The sequence below is a fragment of the Sphingobacterium hotanense genome (assembly GCF_008274825.1).
In the GTDB taxonomy this organism is placed as follows: Bacteria; Bacteroidota; Bacteroidia; order Sphingobacteriales; family Sphingobacteriaceae; genus Sphingobacterium; species Sphingobacterium hotanense.
This window is the reverse complement of record NZ_CP030848.1, coordinates 3,778,452-3,794,432: the sequence shown is the minus strand read 5'-3', so window position 1 is coordinate 3,794,432 and position 15,981 is coordinate 3,778,452. Positions and strand designations below refer to the sequence as shown.

Sequence of the window (15,981 nt, the reverse complement as noted above, 5' to 3'; positions counted from 1 at the left end):
ATTTAAAGATGATGCGTGTTATCTTAGCTTTCATTGGCTTATTATTTGCGTCCTCAGCAATCGCTCAGGAGCGTGTTGACAGTGTGAAGCTAGATACTGCGATTGTACGCAATGTGGACAAGGTTCCGGAGTTTGTTGGTGGCGTATCGGCATGGTCGAGTTTCATAAGCCGAAGCTTTGATGCTTATGATGTAATATCGCGTTTAGATAGTACAGATTACGTTGATTTTGGAATTCGACAGACTGCGATCATGGAATTTACCGTTTGCGAGGATGGATCTATTTGTGATATCCGCGTAGCAAATAAAGACAAAATTAGTCCTGCTTTCGCGAAGGAAGTGTTAAGAGTCATGAAGCGCTCGCCGAAGTGGCATCCGGGATTGAAAAATGATAAAGCCGTAAGGACAAGAATTCGACAGAATATCGTTGGAGATTTTGAATTAAAATAAGAAATACCCTTAGCGATTTGCTAAGGGTATTTTTTTATACTTATGGTTGAGGATGCTATCCTTTCATTTCCAGCTTAAGGAATCTTCCGGTTTCGGAGTTCTTTTGTTTGATCAAGCCTTCCGGCGTTCCCTGGAATAGTACAGTTCCACCATTCTTTCCGCCCTCCGGTCCCATATCGATTACCCAGTCTGCCGCTTTGATGACGTCTAAGTTGTGCTCAATGATGAGGATGGAGTTTCCGCGGTCGACCAAACGATTGATAACACCCAATAGGACATTGACATCTTCGAAATGCAAACCTGTAGTAGGTTCGTCCAGGATGTAGAACGTCTTTCCGGTATCCTTCTTAGACAGTTCGGTCGCAAGCTTTACACGTTGTGCTTCACCACCCGATAGGGTTGTAGACGACTGTCCTAAGGTAATATATCCTAATCCGACATCTTGCAAGGTTTTGATCTTACGGTAGATGGAAGGGATGTTCTCAAAGAAGGTCACGGCATCGTCTATACTCATGTCTAATACATCAGCGATCGATTTTCCGCGATAGCGAACTTCCAGGGTTTCCCGGTTATAGCGTTTGCCATGGCAGGTTTCACAAGGAACTTGAACGTCCGGAAGGAAGTTCATTTCAATGATCTTCATGCCGGCTCCCTGACAGGTTTCGCAACGTCCGCCTTTCACGTTAAAAGAGAAGCGGCCCGGCTTATAACCTCTAATCTTCGATTCAGGAAGCTGTACATATAATGACCTGATATCTGAAAATACACCGGTATAAGTTGATGGGTTCGATCGTGGCGTACGTCCAATTGGCGACTGGTCGATTTCGATCACCTTATCGATATGCTCTAATCCTTCAATTTTCTTGTACGGAAGGGGCTTTGCCTTTGCCCTAAAGAAATGATGGTTTAAGATAGGGTATAGGGTATTGGTAATTACCGATGACTTGCCAGAGCCTGATACACCCGTTACAAGAACTAATTTCCCAAGTGGGATATCAATATCAACATTCTTTAAGTTATGGCCTGTAGCGCCCTTTAAAGATAGGCTATGTCCATTCCCTTCGCGACGTTTCTCAGGTACTGTGACTTCTTTTTTGCCATTTAGATAGGCTGCGGTCAAGGAGTCTGCTTTCAAGATATCTTCGGCAGTACCTTCTGCTACGACTCTCCCACCGTAAAGCCCTGCTGCTGGCCCCATATCGATTACATAATCCGCATTGAGGATCATGTCTTTGTCGTGCTCCACAACCAATACGGAGTTTCCGATATCGCGTAAGTTCTTTAAAGCATTGATGAGTCTTTCGTTGTCCCTTTGGTGTAGACCGATACTTGGCTCATCCAGAATATACAATACATTGACCAATTGCGAGCCAATCTGTGTTGCCAATCGGATACGCTGGGCCTCTCCACCGGATAGACTTTTGGAGCTACGATTAAGTGTTAGGTAGTTCAAACCGACATCTAATAAGAAGCCTAATCGGGTTCTGATTTCCTTGATGATTTCTGTTGCAATGACGACCTGACGCTCATTCAGTCTTTCTTCTAAGCCATCAAACCAGTCATTTAAAGCAACAATATCTAATGCTGAAAGCTCAGCGATGTTCTTGTTGTCAATCTTAAAATGTAATGACTCCACTTTCAGACGATCGCCATGGCAGGAAGGACAAACCACCTGCGTACGGAAGTCTTCCAAGGCGGGACTTTCATCGGAGTATTTTCCGCTCATCTCTTCAAGCATTTTGAAGATACCAGCGAATTGAATCTTATATTCACGGGCTCCGTACGAGCCATAGGATACGGTTAGTGAGATAGGTTCTTCCTCTCCAAACAGCAACATATCGATGATCTCATCAGACAGCTTTTCTACTGGCGTTGTCAGCGAGAAGTCGTATTTCTTTGCTACGGCCTTTAGTACGGCGAAGTTCCAGGACTCACGAAGGGGGCCTAAAGGTACAATAGCACCTTTTTGTATGCTGAGTGACTTATCCGGGATGACGATATTCTTATCGATTTCGAAGATATAGCCTAGGCCATCACACTTTGGACAAGCTCCATATGGAGAGTTAAAGGAGAAGGTGTTGGGCTGCGGTTCGTCATAAGAGATTCCGGACTCAGCATCCATTAAATATCGGCTGAAGAACTGTTCTTTGTTCTCTTTGTTGGCAATCTTGATAATACCTTTTGCAGTCTTCAAGGCTTGACCAATCGAGGTGTAAAGACGCTTTCTGGAATCTTTTTCAACCAAGATGCGATCCACGACGATCTCAATATCATGTATCTTATATCGATCGACCTGCATCTTAGCAACTAAATCTAAGATTTCTCCATCTACGCGAACTTTGGTGTAGCCTTGTTTTCTGATCTGCTCAAAGAGTTCGCGATAATGTCCTTTACGACCTTTTACGACAGGCGCAAGAATGTAGATCCCCTCGCCATCAAATTCTTTTAAGATACGGTCTGTGATTTCATCATCAGACATTCGTTCCATCTTCTTGCCCGATACGTAGGAGAAAGCCTCACTAACGCGTGCATAGAATAAGCGCAGAAAGTCGTAGATCTCGGTAATAGTTCCAACGGTTGATCTCGGGTTCTTAGAGGTCGTCTTTTGTTCAATGGAGATCACAGGGCTCAATCCGGATATCTTATCAACATCTGGACGCTCCATGCCGCCCAAGAACTGTCGGCTATATGCAGAGAAAGTCTCCATATAACGGCGCTGTCCCTCCGCATAGATGGTGTCGAAGGCTAGCGATGATTTACCACTGCCACTTAATCCTGTAATTACAACAAGTTGATTTCTCGGAAAGGATACATCTATGTTTTTCAGGTTGTGCTCGCGTGCTCCAAATACTTCAACTTCGCTCTGATCTCCTAGGTCTACTACTTTATGCTGGGCCATTAATATCTCCGTGTTTTGCAAGATGCAAAGTTACAGATTTTTATAGGAACATTATTAGGAGCGTTCCTTAAATATGAGTTATAAGCGGTTCCTAAAAAAGTATTACCTTTATTTAACAATACGAAAGTACACTATCAGAAAAATAGAGCCACTTGAAGAAATTAGATGTAAGTAAAAACGAACGCGAGATTATTGAAGACGCTTTGTCACATTGGCAATCGCAATCGCTGTTGGATGATGATAAAGTTAAGCAGCTAAAAGATAATCTGGACGATAAGGGATTTGAATGGGGGGTACTGGCGCGTTATGCGTTTTGGGTCGCATTAGCGTCACTGATATTTTCGGTCGTGTCGCTCTTTTCGGATGATTATCTCAATACGCTCATTGAGAAATTTTATGACACCCCCAATGTGGTGTTTTGTTTAGTGTTTGCTGGATTGGCCGTGCTGTTCTATATGCTGGGCTTCCGAAATAAGCAAAAGAATCCCGAAAAGACTTTTTCCAATGAAACACTAATGTTGGCAGGTTCTTTTTCTACAGCAGCTTGTATTGGTTTCTTGGGACAGATCTTAGATCGGACAGATCATTATTTCACGATTTTATTCTTGCTCTCCATTATTATTTATGGCTTTCTTTCTGTCAAACTAGGCTCGAAGCTTATTTGGGTTTTCACCTTAGTAGCATTGGGAATTTGGTTCGCGACGGAAACAGCCTTGCATAGCAATTGGGGATTCAAATTCTGGGGAATGAACTATCCATTACGCTTCACGATCTTCGGTGCGCTGCTAACGGCCTTCGCAGTCTTTGCGCAAGATAAGATAAAGCCACTAGCCATCTTCCGATCTACTTCCTATGTGATTGGCCTTTTATACACGATGATTGCGCTTTGGCTGCTTTCCATCTTCGGAAATTACAGTGACCTCGAAAAATGGTCTTCCGTTCGTCAATATGAAATTTTCTATTGGGGATTGTTGGGGATTGGTGTATCTCTAGGGCTTGCTCTATATGGGATGAAAGCTAAAGATAATGTGTCCAGAGATATTGGCTTTGTCTTTTTTATCCTGAACCTCTACACGCGCTTCGTTGAGTATCTATGGGATAACATCAACCGCACGGTATTCTTCTTAATTCTAGCTGTTTCCTTTTGGTTTGTCGGAAGATGGGCCGAGAAAATTTGGAAGAAGAAAGATAGTCGATAGGCTATAATCGTAAGACATTCTCCATAGATTAGGGATAAAAATCTTTCATGTTTACATGGAAACAAAAACAGGGATAAAAGTTCCTGATGGCCTTTGAAAGCAGACACTTTCAGAAAAAATCTTTCATGTTTCCTTTGAAACAGCAACAGGGATGAAAGTTCTTGATGGCCTTTGAAAACAGACACTTTCAGAAAAAATAAGACGCCATATAGGCGTCTTATATCTAAAATCTTATATCTATTAGTCTAACGACTATAGGTGGATTACTTCGCCGTAAGCATCAGCTACCGCTTCCATAATCGCTTCACTCATTGTTGGGTGAGGGTGGACAGCTTTTAATACTTCGTGTCCTGTAGTTTCTAATTTACGAGCAACTACAACTTCAGCAATCATTTCTGTCACATTCGCACCGATCAAGTGTGCTCCTAAGAACTCACCATATTTCGCGTCGAAGATAACTTTCACAAATCCATCTTTTGCGCCCGCAGCAGATGCTTTACCTGATGCAGAGAATGGGAATTTACCAACTTTAACTTCGTATCCAGCGTCTTTAGCTGCTTTCTCCGTGAAACCAACCGAAGCAATTTCTGGCGAACAGTATGTACATCCAGGGATGTTGTTATAATCAATCGGATCTACATGTAATCCTTTGATCTTCTCAACACATGTAATACCTTCTGCGGAAGCAACGTGTGCTAAAGCTTGTCCTTTAACGATATCACCAATAGCATAAACGCCATCAATGTTTGTCTTATAATAATCATCAACTAGAACACGACCTTTATCGGTTTTTACACCAACTTCTTCAAGGCCTAATTTTTCGATGTTAGGCGTAATACCAACAGCAGATAAAACAACCTCAGCTTCGATTACCTCTTCGCCTTTAGCGGTTTTAATATGCACTTTAGAAAGGTCACCTTTCGTATCTACCGAAGTTACTTCTGATTTAGTTAAGATATTGATACCTGCTTTTTTCAAAGATTTCTCTAATTGTTTTGAGATTTCTTCATCCTCCACAGGAACGATACGATCCATGAACTCCACTATAGTAACTTGTGTTCCGATTGCATTATAGAAATAAGCAAACTCAACACCAATAGCACCAGAACCAACAACTACGATTGATTTAGGTTGCTTAGGAAGATTCATTGCTTGACGGTATCCAATAATTTTAGTTCCGTCTTGAGGTAGGTTAGGTAATTCTCTTGAACGAGCACCTGTAGCTAAGATGGTGTGTTTTGCTGTATACTCTTTGGTTGTCCCGTCAGCAGCTTTAACATCAATTTTACCACCTTTTTTAATTTTTGCAGTACCCATAATCACATCGATTTTGTTCTTCTTCATTAAGAACTGGATACCTTTGCTCATACCGTCTGCGACGCCACGACTTCTTTTAACGATTGCACCAAAATCAGCTTCTCCGCCATTTACTTTGATACCGTATTCTTCTGCATGATTTAAATATTCGAATACTTGCGCACTTTTGAGAAGTGCCTTTGTAGGAATACAACCCCAGTTAAGGCAAATTCCTCCTAATGCTTCACGTTCGATAATGGCCGTTTTAAACCCCAATTGAGAGGCTCTGATGGCAGCTACATATCCACCAGGTCCACTACCAATAACAATAATGTCGTAATTCATAAATATTAAGTGTCGTTATGTTATGCTTATACAATTATCCAAAAATACATATTTTTTATTTAGTCTCTCCATTTCTTTACCCTAAATGGTTGGAAAAAGGCATAGAAGTGTCATAAACTAGAAAGATAGGACAAGCCGCTTCGAAAACTCCGCCAAATCAATTAATTTGCGCCAAATTAAGATTCACAGTATGTTACGTATTTTTCAACAAGTAGCCCTTTGGGAAGCAATTTCTACTATTTTACTCTTCTTCGTTGCCATGCCGTTAAAGTATTTCGCAGGGATTCCTGAGGCCGTACGAGTGGCAGGTTCAATTCACGGATTCTTAGTAGTGATTTTTGTTGTTCTCCTCGTAGCTTGTTGGCAGACTTATAACTGGTCGTTTGGACGCGTTGTAAAATACTTCTTCTTAAGCTTAATCCCTGTTGTTTCTTTCTGGGTAGAGAAAGATCTTAAGCGTGAAATTCAAGCGCAAAAGGCAGCTTAATCACGTCGATTCACGTCTCTATCAACCCCCATGTAGGCATAGGTAATCTCCGTTCTACCATGTGGAACAGGATTCCCCTGTGGGTCTAAATTTACGAATACTAGCTTATCAATCGATAGGATAGTCTTTCTACTGATCTTATTTCGGACCTCGCAACGCATGGTTAGAGAGGTATTTCCGAAGTTAATTGCTTCGATTCCCAGTTCGATGATATCTCCTTGTTTTGCGGAGGATACGAAGTTGATTTCGGAGATAAACTTCGTCACCACATGTGGATTGCCCAGCTGTACAATAGCGTAGATAACGGCTTCTTCGTCTATCCAACGAAGCAAAGTTCCTCCGAATAGGGAGCCGTTAGGGTTTAGGTCTTCAGGTTTAACCCATTTTCTAGTATAAAAGTTCATGGAGCAAATTTAAAACAAAACTTTCATGTCTCCATTGAGATACCAATAGAAATGGAAGTTCTAAATATTTATTGGAATCAGAGCACTCACAAAAAAAGGCAAGCCGATGCTTGCCTTTTCTAAATATTATATTCCTGCTTAAGCGTGGATCGCTCTATTTGCAGTTGCTGCTAATGCAGCTTCTTTTAATGCTTCCGTAAATGTTGGGTGAGCATGGCAGATTCTACCGATATCTTCTGCAGATGCGCGGTATTCCATTGCTACCACAGCTTCAGCGATCATATCTGCGGCACGTGGACCAATCATGTGAACACCTAAGATCTCATCAGTATCTGCGTCTGCTAATACCTTGATAAATCCATCCGTGTCACCAGATGCTTTCGCACGGCCTGATGCTTTGAATGAGAAACTTCCTGATTTGTATTTCTTACCAGCTTCTTTCAATTGCTCTTCAGTTTGACCAACAGATGCAACTTCTGGCCATGTGTAAACTACACCAGGAATTAAGTTATAATCAATATGAGGTTTTTGACCTACAATGCGTTCCGCAACATAGATACCTTCATCTTCTGCTTTGTGAGCTAACATAGCACCACGAACAACATCACCAATTGCATAAACTCCTTCTACTGAAGTTTCCATATGCTCATTAACTGTGATTTTGTTTCCGCGTTCTTCCGTCTTGATACCGATATTTTCTAAGCCCAAGCCTTCAGTGTAAGCCGTTCTACCGACAGCTACAATACAGTAATCGCCTTCTAAAACAACTTCTTGTCCTTTTGAGTCCTCTGCAGTAACCGTTACTTTTTTGCCTTTAGCAACAGCACCAGTAACTTTGTGGCTCATGAAAAACTCCATACCTAAGTTTTTCTTCAAGACACGTTGTAATTCTTTACCTAATCCACCATCCATAGTTGCGATGATTGACTTCGCGTATTCCACAACGGAAACCTTAGCTCCCAAACGTGCATATACGGAACCTAACTCTAGACCGATAACACCACCACCAATTACGATCAGGTGCTTAGGTACTTCTGTTAAGTTTAAAGCTTCTGTTGAAGTGATGATACGACTCTTGTCAACTGGCAAGAAAGGTAATGCTGTTGGTTTCGAACCTGTAGCAATAATGATGTTCTTACCTTTGATTTCTTCCGTAGAACCATCGTTCTTAGTGATTTTAATCGTGTTCTTATCCACAAATGAACCAACGCCTTCGAAGCTATCGATTTTGTTTTTCTTGAATAAGAAAGTAATACCAGCCGTATTTTGAGTAATGACGTCGTTTTTACGAGCGATCATTTTCTTCATATCAATTTTTAAGCTGCTCAAAGAGATACCATGTTGATCAAAATTATGAGCGGCATTATGATAGTGCTCCGAAGAGTCCAATAAGGCTTTTGAAGGAATACAACCTACATTTAAACAGGTACCACCAAATGTGCTATATTTTTCGATAACAGCAGTTTTCAAACCAAGTTGAGCACAACGGATAGCGGCAACATATCCACCTGGACCACTACCGATTACAATTACGTCGTATTGCATAGAGTTTTTATTTGTTTAACGGCCTCAAATTTACTATTTATCTATGGAACTAACGAACGTAAATCAATATTTACTATAGCAAACGTATGCATAAACTACGTTGAAATGACAGGCATACAGGATACTTCGATATAGAAACAAAACTTTCATGTTTCCATGGAAACACCAACTGGCATGAAAGTTCTTGATGGACTTTGAAAACAGACACTTTCAGAAATAAAAAAGCCCCGAACAAGTCGAGGCTAATTTTATGAATGGAGCTAAATAAGATTATTCAGCTACGATTTTTCCTTGCATGATACCGAAGTGACCAGGGAAACTACATAGGTAAGGATAAACTCCTTTTTCCAATGTGAAAGTGATTTTATCAGACTCACCTGGACCTAATAATTTCGTGTGTGCTACGATAGAAGTAAGTGATGATTTAGGGATGTACTCGCTGTCAGCAGCAGCTGCAGCTTCGCCACCGAATGTAGGGATATCAACACCTGGTTTCAAAACTACAAAGTTGTGACCCATAGACTCTTTAGGCATTGATCCAACGTTTTTCAACGTCAATTCAACTGGCTCACCCGCTTTAACGCGAATTAAGTTGATGTTAAACTGCATTTGATCATTTCCTTCAACTGTCCAAGTTTGTGAAGATGTTACATTTTCGATTCCTGGTACTGTTTCTTCTGTAGTTGAAGCAGGAGCCTCAGTAGTCGGTGTGGATTCCGTAGAAGTAGTCTCCTCTTTCTTCTCTGCATTATTTCCGCAAGAAGAAACCGCAATAGCTAGAGCCAATGCAGGAGCTAAAATTAATTTTTTCATAACTAAATATTAAATTTAATATTTCGAATTTACTATAAATAATTCATTTTAACGAGTGTAACGTTACGAAATGAAAGATAATTTAAGAATTAATCTTTGCCGTGACAGAAACAATCTTTTGATAGAGTTCAATCGGGTCAAAAGGTTTCCCAATCACACCGTCTGCACCCGCCTGGAAGGCTGCAGCCTGCTCATGCTCCAATACAGAAGCGGAGATCGTGATGATAGGAATACCATGTTTTTCCGGTATAATATGATTTTTTATCTCTTTAATAGCCTCGAAGCCGCTCATGATTGGCATATGGGTATCCATAAGGATCAAATCATAATGATTTGCTTCTACGTTTTCTAAAGCCAAGCGGCCATTGCGAACGATATCTACTTCACAATTCCAGCTGCGCAACATGTGAGCAAGCATAAAGGAGTTTAAATCATTATCCTCTGCTACCAAGACGCGCATATTGCTAAACTTCGGAAAGGTATTATAAGAAGGCGCATTCGTCTCATTTTTCTGCTCGTCATGGTCCGATGCCTCAAACCAGCCTTCAAAATAGAATTCCGAACCCTTACCATATTCACTCTTTGCACCCACCTGACCATTTAACAACTTCGCTAGACGTTTTACAATCGCAAGTCCAAGTCCAGTACCACCGAATTTCTTCGTAATACCATCATCAGCCTGTTCGAAAGCCATAAAGATTTTCTCTACAGAATCCGCTTTGATACCGATCCCCGTATCCTTGACAATAAAGCGCAGCAGAAAGTTATTAGCACGCTGTTCCAACAAATTCACCGTTAGAATGATAGAACCCGATTCGGTGAACTTTAAACTGTTCGAAATGAAATTGCTGATAATTTGCTGTAAGCGCAGGGAGTCGTAGCGAATATATTGAGGAACACCTTCGTCAACTTCAATTTCAAAATTTAGATTCTTATGGGTTGCCTTTATCTTAAATATTCGATCGATATCCTCAATCATCTTCAGCAAGCTAAAGTCTTCGAATTCGATCTTCAACATTCCCGAATCAATCTTGGAGAGGTCGAGGATATCATTGATAATAAGCAGGAGCGATTGCGAAGCATTATCCAATCGCTTTAACCAATCGCGTTGCTCTGCGGTGAGCTCCGAACTTTTGAACATATGCATAATCCCCATAATACCATTGATAGGCGTTCGGATCTCATGGCTCATGTTCGCCAGGAAAATCTCCTTAGATTTTCTGGCCTGTACGGCCTCTTCTTTTGTTTTTAATAACTCCTGTCGAGAAAGTTCCAATTCGCGATTCTTCTCTTTCAGCTCTTGTTGTACCAAAATCTGCTGTACAAAAGAACGCACTTTCGCAACGGTAATTTCGGGGTTCAGCGGTTTGTAGAGGTAATCGACAGCGCCACTTTCAAGCCCTTGTAATAAATACTTATCCTCCTTGGAAATCGCAGTAACCATGATCGCCATAATATGGCTCGTCTTTGGATTGGATTTAAGAATTGAAACAAACTCAAATCCATTGATCTTGGGCATTTGGACATCAACTAAAGCAATAGAAATGTCCTCTTTCCAACAGATTTTCAATGCGTCATTGGGATCTGTTGAGGAAATAAGATTAACATGGTCAACATCTTCCAATAATGCGCTCAAACTGATGATATTTTCTTCCTTATCATCAAGAAGCAAAATGTTGATAGTCTTCATTTTAGCAATTATGTTAATAGGCTAAAATAGGTAATTATTTTAGCATTAGTAAGTGTTGTAACATTTTTTGATACTTTCTGACCGCTTTTCGGCATCGTATCGATTTTCGCCTCTTCGGGCGATTGCACATAACAGGTTGCACCCAGCTCAGCCAAGCGTTTCAAACCGTTCGCTCCGTCAGTATTTGCTCCTGACAACAAAAATGCCGTCGTGTTTGTTTTGTACACGTCAGCGACAGACTCAAAGAATACGTCGATAGATGGTCTTGAGAACTGAACAGGTTCCGAAATATCTAACGAAAATCGATGGTCTGGCTCTACCATTAAATGATAACCCGGAGGTGCGAAGTAAATGTTGTCGGCCAGAATGGGCAACTTGTCTTTCACGGAAGTGACCTTCCTGTTCAGGCGTCGCGATAAACTTGACTCTACTTTCGTTTCATATTTAGAATTACGATGTAAAACCACTACGATCGCCGCAGAAAAGTATGCCGGAAGGTGATCTAAAATATCCACGATGACTTCATAAGCCCCCGCGGACCCACCAACCACAATGATATTTTTTGCCAATTCTTCCATTTATTTAATCTTTTGGTAGATATTATATTCCTTGTCTACCACTTTGAAATTCTTCATGACCTCATGGCGCAACAAGGTTTCCTTAGTACCCAAGCATAAAAAGCCAAATAGCGCAAGAGATTCGTAGAACAGATTCATGACCCGCTCTTGAAGCTTCAAATCAAAATAAATCAATACATTTCGACAGGTTATCAAATGAAATTCATTAAAAACTTGATCCGTTGCCAAATTATGTGTAGAAAATAAAATATTCTGTCTTAAATCATGATTGATGATAGCCGCATCGTAACGTGCGGTATAATAGGACGCAAAATGCTCTTTGGAATCGAAGGCATTGAAATTCTCGGTATATTCTTTGAACTTCTTCAACGGGTAGATTCCTTTTTTCGCAATATCTAATACCTTACTGTTGATATCCGTTCCATAGATAAAAGAGCGATCGCTAAGTCCATGTTCTTTTAGCAGGATGGCGAGGGAATAAACCTCTTCGCCTGTAGAACATCCGGCACTCCAAATCTTAATTCTTGGAAAGGTTGATAAATAGGGGATAATGTCGTTAACCAGCTTATTATAAAAACCCGGATCACGGAACATCTCCGTCACGTTGACTGTCACTTCCTCAACAAAATATGTCTGAAAGCCTGGTACATTGACCAAGGCGTTCTTGAGGTCGACGATGTCCATCTGCTCTAAACCCATAATCCGTTGAATTCTGCGCTTCAACGACGAACGAGTATAGCCAGAAAGGTCAAAATCGGAAATATTCTTCAATAGAAAAATCAGATCTTCGATTTCTGTAAAACTCAATTCGTAAGAATCCTCTAACTTAGCCATACTTGCATTAATGATACCAACTTGTCGATATCGATTGGTTTGCTTACGTAATCACTAGCCCCCAAATCGATAGACTTCTCTCTATCTCCCTTCATTGCCTTCGCTGTAACGGCTATAATCGGTAGATTATTATTCTTTTTCTCTTTACGTATTAACTGTATAGCCTCATAGCCATCCATCTCAGGCATCATGATGTCCATGAGCACAATATCAATATGGTTTGCAGGGTCATTGACCATCTCCACAGCTTCGCGACCATTATTAGCAATCTCAATTTGCATATTGTATTCCTGCAGCGATGAAGTCAATGCAAAAACATTCCGCATATCATCATCCGCAATCAACACACACTTACCGTCCAAATTACTGGTTCCGTAATTTTCCTTATTGGCAATCTTATCTAGATTCTTGACAGGATTATACGTCGGCTCTGTCAACTTGTTCAGGAACAAATTCACCTCATCCGTTAAACGGGTGTTCGATTTGCTCGATTTCAGAACCATGGATTGGGTGTGGCGCATAATGCGCTCCGTTTGTTCGGTCGATAGATCGTATGCTGTATTGATGATCACCGGAAGCTTCTCGTATTTTTTATCCGATTTAATCTTGTCGAGCATCTCTAATCCACTACCGTCAGGAAGCTTGATGTCAAGTATTATACAATCGAAGTTTCCTTCCTGTTCTAATTTCTTTAGTCCCGATTCTACGGTGAATGCTTGGATCACATTGATCTGCTGTTCTGCAAAAGCTTTCTTGATTAAATCACTTTGGAACTCTTGATCCTCGATCAGCAAAATTTTCTTCACGCCTTTGTTCAAGTTCAAATTGATGTTCTCAAATGCGGATTCTATACTTGCTTCGCTTACAGGTTTAGACATAAACCCGATTGCTCCATCTTCTAAGAACTCTTTTTTATCAAAACTTGCTGCCGACATCATATGAATAGGGATATGCTTCGTCTCCTCCGCATTTTTTAGCGTGCGCAATACTTCCCAGCCGTCGGCAATCGGAAGCATCACATCGAGGATAATGGCGTCCGGAAGCTTCGACTTCGCTAGTTGAATACCGGTTTCCCCATCATAAGCTTGAAGGGCCGTAAAACCGTATCCCTCTGCGAAGCTTTTTAATATCTCGGAAAAATTAATATCATCTTCAATGATCAGAATAGCCTTTTCGCCAGCAACTTCAGCATTGTTCATTGGTTTTTCTTCGGCTGGTTTAGGGGTGATATGTGCCTTCGGCTTCTCGATCTCTCTTACAGGCGCTTGTTCCTCTTGAGTTTTTGGCGATTCGTCTAGCGATAGGGCAGAAGGTGCGACATAAGGGATGATCAGTGTGAACTTACTTCCAACACTTGGTTCGCTTTCAAGAACAATGCGCCCACCTAATAGGGAAGCTATTTCCTTGGAGATGGATAATCCCAAACCGGTTCCGCCATATTTACGACTCGTAGAGCCATCTTCCTGTCGGAAGGCTTCAAAAATCAACGTCTGTTTTTCTGCCGAAATACCAATGCCCGAGTCGGTAACGGCGAAATTAAGATTATTCTGATTCAAGCTAATCTTCAAGCTGACCTGTCCATTCCGCTCCGTAAACTTGAATGCGTTAGAAAGAAAGTTCTTTGTCACCTGCTCTAAACGATATTCGTCGGAAACGAATTCTGCAGGAGCCTCGGAGATATCCACTTTAAAGTCAATCTTCTTATCATCCGCAATTTCTTTAAACAATGATTCGATATTATGGGCAAATCCTGCAACCGGAATGACTTCGTTATTTAATTCAACTTTACCTGATTCAATCTTAGCCAAATCGAGCAGCTCATTGATCAATTGCAATAAATCCGAGCCGGCATTATAGATAACGGATGAATATTTGATCTGATCTTCCGATAGATTCTTTTGTTTATTGTCCTGAAGTAACTTCGCCAAAATCAATATACTGTTCAATGGCGTTCTTAGCTCATGGCTCATATTAGCCATGAACTCCGATTTATATTTGCTGGCTTGCTCTACCTCGGTAATTTTCTGCTCGACAACTTGCTGCGCATCTTTCAAATCCACGTTGCGTTTCTCCAGTTCTGCCGCCTTTTGGTTAAGTTCTTTATTCGCTTGCGAAAGTTCCTCTTGCTGTACCCGCAGTTCCTCTTCCGAGGCTTCTAACAAATTCGTCTTATAAACAAGCTCCTCATTGGTGATGCGTAGTTCCTCTTGCTGCGCTTCCAACTCTTCGGTCTGATGTTGCGTTTCAGCCAATAGATCTTCTACTAGACTCTGATCTTGTCTGGATTTGATCGCAGAACCAATTGCGCGACCGGCGCGCGTAAGGAAATTTAAGATATTCTCTTCACGTTCCTTGCTGAAGGAACCAAAAACTTCAAGTACGCCAATACAGTATTCTTCGAACACGATAGGGAAGATAATAACTTTTGCAGGAAGTGCCGAAACAATCCCTGAACTCAATTTAACTTGATTGAGCTCAGTGATATCGAATACCTTTGGCAGTTTTGACTCGGCAACATGGCCGACGATTCCTTCACCAATCAATATGTTGCTCAAAAGCTGTTTGGAATCTAATCCATAAGAGTCCTTTAAAGTCAGCTCGTACGAATCAATTTTTCGAATATAAATCGCAGCAGCATGTCCCTCCAATACATCTCGGACAATGGATAAAGCATTCTTGGCGATTTGGTGTTCTGAAAGGTTGCCATTGACAATATTGTAGACTTTTGCCGAATTCTGCAAAACCCAGTTTAGTTCCTCCAGTTTATCTGTCGTACGTTGAAACTCATCGTTGAGCTTACGCTCTGCTTCCGACGTTTTTGTCAAATAAACCGAAAGCTTCATGATCTGATAGATAACATATAGGATAACCAACAAGGAGACAATTCCTAGTGCTAGCGTAATCGAACGCGTAGTTTCTAAAAACTTTAGCTTTTGTTCGGTCTTTGTAGCACGCTTCGCGATAATCTCATTGGTCATCATGTTGCTCGCCGCCGATATCATATCCTGCTCATCAGACAGGTTATTAGAAATCGTGTTTAAGCTGTTGCTGGATTTCATAGCGCTTCGGCTCAGAATGCTATCGCTGACTGCTTGAATCTTCGCTATACTGTGCGGAACAGTGTCGATTAAAACGTTCGTCGATGCCAGCTTGCTGATGGTTGCATTAATATTCGTACGCGCACGCTCTCTGGAATAAGCGTCTACATTATGTTCCAAGGAATTGAATTTAGAAATCTGCTGAATTTCTACCTCCCAATCCTGGATCAAATAGAATTTCTCCTGCGCTAAATCCATATATTCCTTCATCGCACCGGTATATTCCTTCTGCTTGGCAGTAAAATACCAGTAAGAGAATATGATGACCAAAGTCGCCACTATGATGCTTACCATAGCCTGTAATCGCGCTGACTTGAGTTTGAACATGTCTAATGACATAATAT

Annotated in this window: 12 protein-coding genes; 3 read left to right on the top strand and 9 right to left on the bottom strand. The window is 41.1% G+C overall.

The window, feature by feature from the left end; all coding sequences use genetic code 11:
* Nucleotides 1-8: 8 nt before the first annotated feature.
* A complete protein-coding gene (locus DSM08_RS16000; protein WP_149527088.1) occupies nt 9-449 on the top strand; it encodes an energy transducer TonB in 441 nt (146 codons plus the stop codon).
* A 55-nt stretch (nt 450-504) separates the two neighbouring features.
* Here DSM08_RS16000 and uvrA read toward each other — a convergent pair whose 3' ends face one another.
* Nucleotides 505-3,348: an excinuclease ABC subunit UvrA gene (uvrA, locus tag DSM08_RS15995; RefSeq protein ID WP_149527087.1), complete on the bottom strand. Its 2,844-nt coding sequence runs from the start codon at nt 3,346-3,348 to the stop codon at nt 505-507.
* 152 nt (nt 3,349-3,500) lie between these two features.
* On the opposite strand from uvrA, the gene DSM08_RS15990 reads away from it, so the two are divergent.
* Complete coding sequence (locus DSM08_RS15990; protein ID WP_149527086.1) at nt 3,501-4,547, top strand: DUF2157 domain-containing protein; 1,047 nt, start codon at nt 3,501-3,503, stop codon at nt 4,545-4,547.
* Nucleotides 4,548-4,799: 252 nt separating this feature from the next.
* On the opposite strand, the gene lpdA (DSM08_RS15985) is transcribed toward DSM08_RS15990, so the two are convergent.
* Complete coding sequence (gene lpdA / locus DSM08_RS15985) at nt 4,800-6,188, bottom strand: dihydrolipoyl dehydrogenase (RefSeq protein ID WP_149527085.1); 1,389 nt, start codon at nt 6,186-6,188, stop codon at nt 4,800-4,802.
* 190 nt (nt 6,189-6,378) lie between these two features.
* Here lpdA (DSM08_RS15985) and DSM08_RS15980 point away from each other — a divergent pair, with 190 nt between their 5' ends.
* Nucleotides 6,379-6,675: a DUF3817 domain-containing protein gene (locus DSM08_RS15980; RefSeq protein WP_149527084.1), complete on the top strand. Its 297-nt coding sequence runs from the start codon at nt 6,379-6,381 to the stop codon at nt 6,673-6,675.
* Here DSM08_RS15980 and DSM08_RS15975 read toward each other — a convergent pair.
* The 7 genes from DSM08_RS15975 to DSM08_RS15945 form a co-directional block, all read right to left on the bottom strand.
* Nucleotides 6,672-7,079 (bottom strand): acyl-CoA thioesterase, encoded by a 408-nt coding sequence (locus DSM08_RS15975; protein WP_149527083.1) that lies wholly within the window; start codon nt 7,077-7,079, stop codon nt 6,672-6,674. The two genes, DSM08_RS15980 and DSM08_RS15975, sit on opposite strands and share 4 nt — an antisense overlap.
* A 138-nt stretch (nt 7,080-7,217) precedes the next feature.
* Complete coding sequence (lpdA, locus tag DSM08_RS15970) at nt 7,218-8,624, bottom strand: dihydrolipoyl dehydrogenase (RefSeq protein WP_149527082.1); 1,407 nt, start codon at nt 8,622-8,624, stop codon at nt 7,218-7,220.
* A 270-nt stretch (nt 8,625-8,894) separates the two neighbouring features.
* Nucleotides 8,895-9,437, bottom strand: coding sequence for a plastocyanin/azurin family copper-binding protein (locus DSM08_RS15965; protein ID WP_149527081.1), 543 nt, complete (start codon nt 9,435-9,437; stop codon nt 8,895-8,897).
* 82 nt (nt 9,438-9,519) lie between these two features.
* Entirely contained in the window at nt 9,520-11,127 is a 1,608-nt protein-coding gene (locus tag DSM08_RS15960) for a response regulator (RefSeq protein ID WP_149527080.1), read from the bottom strand.
* A gap of 8 nt (nt 11,128-11,135) precedes the next feature.
* On the bottom strand, nt 11,136-11,705 hold the full coding sequence (locus DSM08_RS15955; protein WP_149527079.1) for a chemotaxis protein CheB: 570 nt from the start codon (nt 11,703-11,705) through the stop codon (nt 11,136-11,138).
* Complete coding sequence (locus DSM08_RS15950; protein WP_149527078.1) at nt 11,706-12,539, bottom strand: CheR family methyltransferase; 834 nt, start codon at nt 12,537-12,539, stop codon at nt 11,706-11,708.
* Nucleotides 12,527-15,976: a response regulator gene (locus DSM08_RS15945; protein ID WP_149527077.1), complete on the bottom strand. Its 3,450-nt coding sequence runs from the start codon at nt 15,974-15,976 to the stop codon at nt 12,527-12,529. Before DSM08_RS15945 ends, DSM08_RS15950 begins: the two co-directional genes overlap by 13 nt.
* Between the last annotated feature and the right edge of the window lie 5 nt (nt 15,977-15,981).

Excerpts from the sequence above, each read along its gene's own strand:
- DSM08_RS16000 (WP_149527088.1), top strand. The coding sequence starts at position 9 with ATGATGCGTGTTATCTTAGCTTTCATTGGCTTATTATTTGCGTCCTCA.
- uvrA (WP_149527087.1), bottom strand. The coding sequence starts at position 3,348 with ATGGCCCAGCATAAAGTAGTAGACCTAGGAGATCAGAGCGAAGTTGAA.
- lpdA (WP_149527085.1), bottom strand. The coding sequence starts at position 6,188 with ATGAATTACGACATTATTGTTATTGGTAGTGGACCTGGTGGATATGTA.
- DSM08_RS15980 (WP_149527084.1), top strand. The coding sequence starts at position 6,379 with ATGTTACGTATTTTTCAACAAGTAGCCCTTTGGGAAGCAATTTCTACT.
- DSM08_RS15975 (WP_149527083.1), bottom strand. The coding sequence starts at position 7,079 with ATGAACTTTTATACTAGAAAATGGGTTAAACCTGAAGACCTAAACCCT.
- lpdA (WP_149527082.1), bottom strand. The coding sequence starts at position 8,624 with ATGCAATACGACGTAATTGTAATCGGTAGTGGTCCAGGTGGATATGTT.
- DSM08_RS15965 (WP_149527081.1), bottom strand. The coding sequence starts at position 9,437 with ATGAAAAAATTAATTTTAGCTCCTGCATTGGCTCTAGCTATTGCGGTT.
- DSM08_RS15960 (WP_149527080.1), bottom strand. The coding sequence starts at position 11,127 with ATGAAGACTATCAACATTTTGCTTCTTGATGATAAGGAAGAAAATATC.
- DSM08_RS15955 (WP_149527079.1), bottom strand. The coding sequence starts at position 11,705 with ATGGAAGAATTGGCAAAAAATATCATTGTGGTTGGTGGGTCCGCGGGG.
- DSM08_RS15950 (WP_149527078.1), bottom strand. The coding sequence starts at position 12,539 with ATGGCTAAGTTAGAGGATTCTTACGAATTGAGTTTTACAGAAATCGAA.
- DSM08_RS15945 (WP_149527077.1), bottom strand. The coding sequence starts at position 15,976 with ATGTCATTAGACATGTTCAAACTCAAGTCAGCGCGATTACAGGCTATG.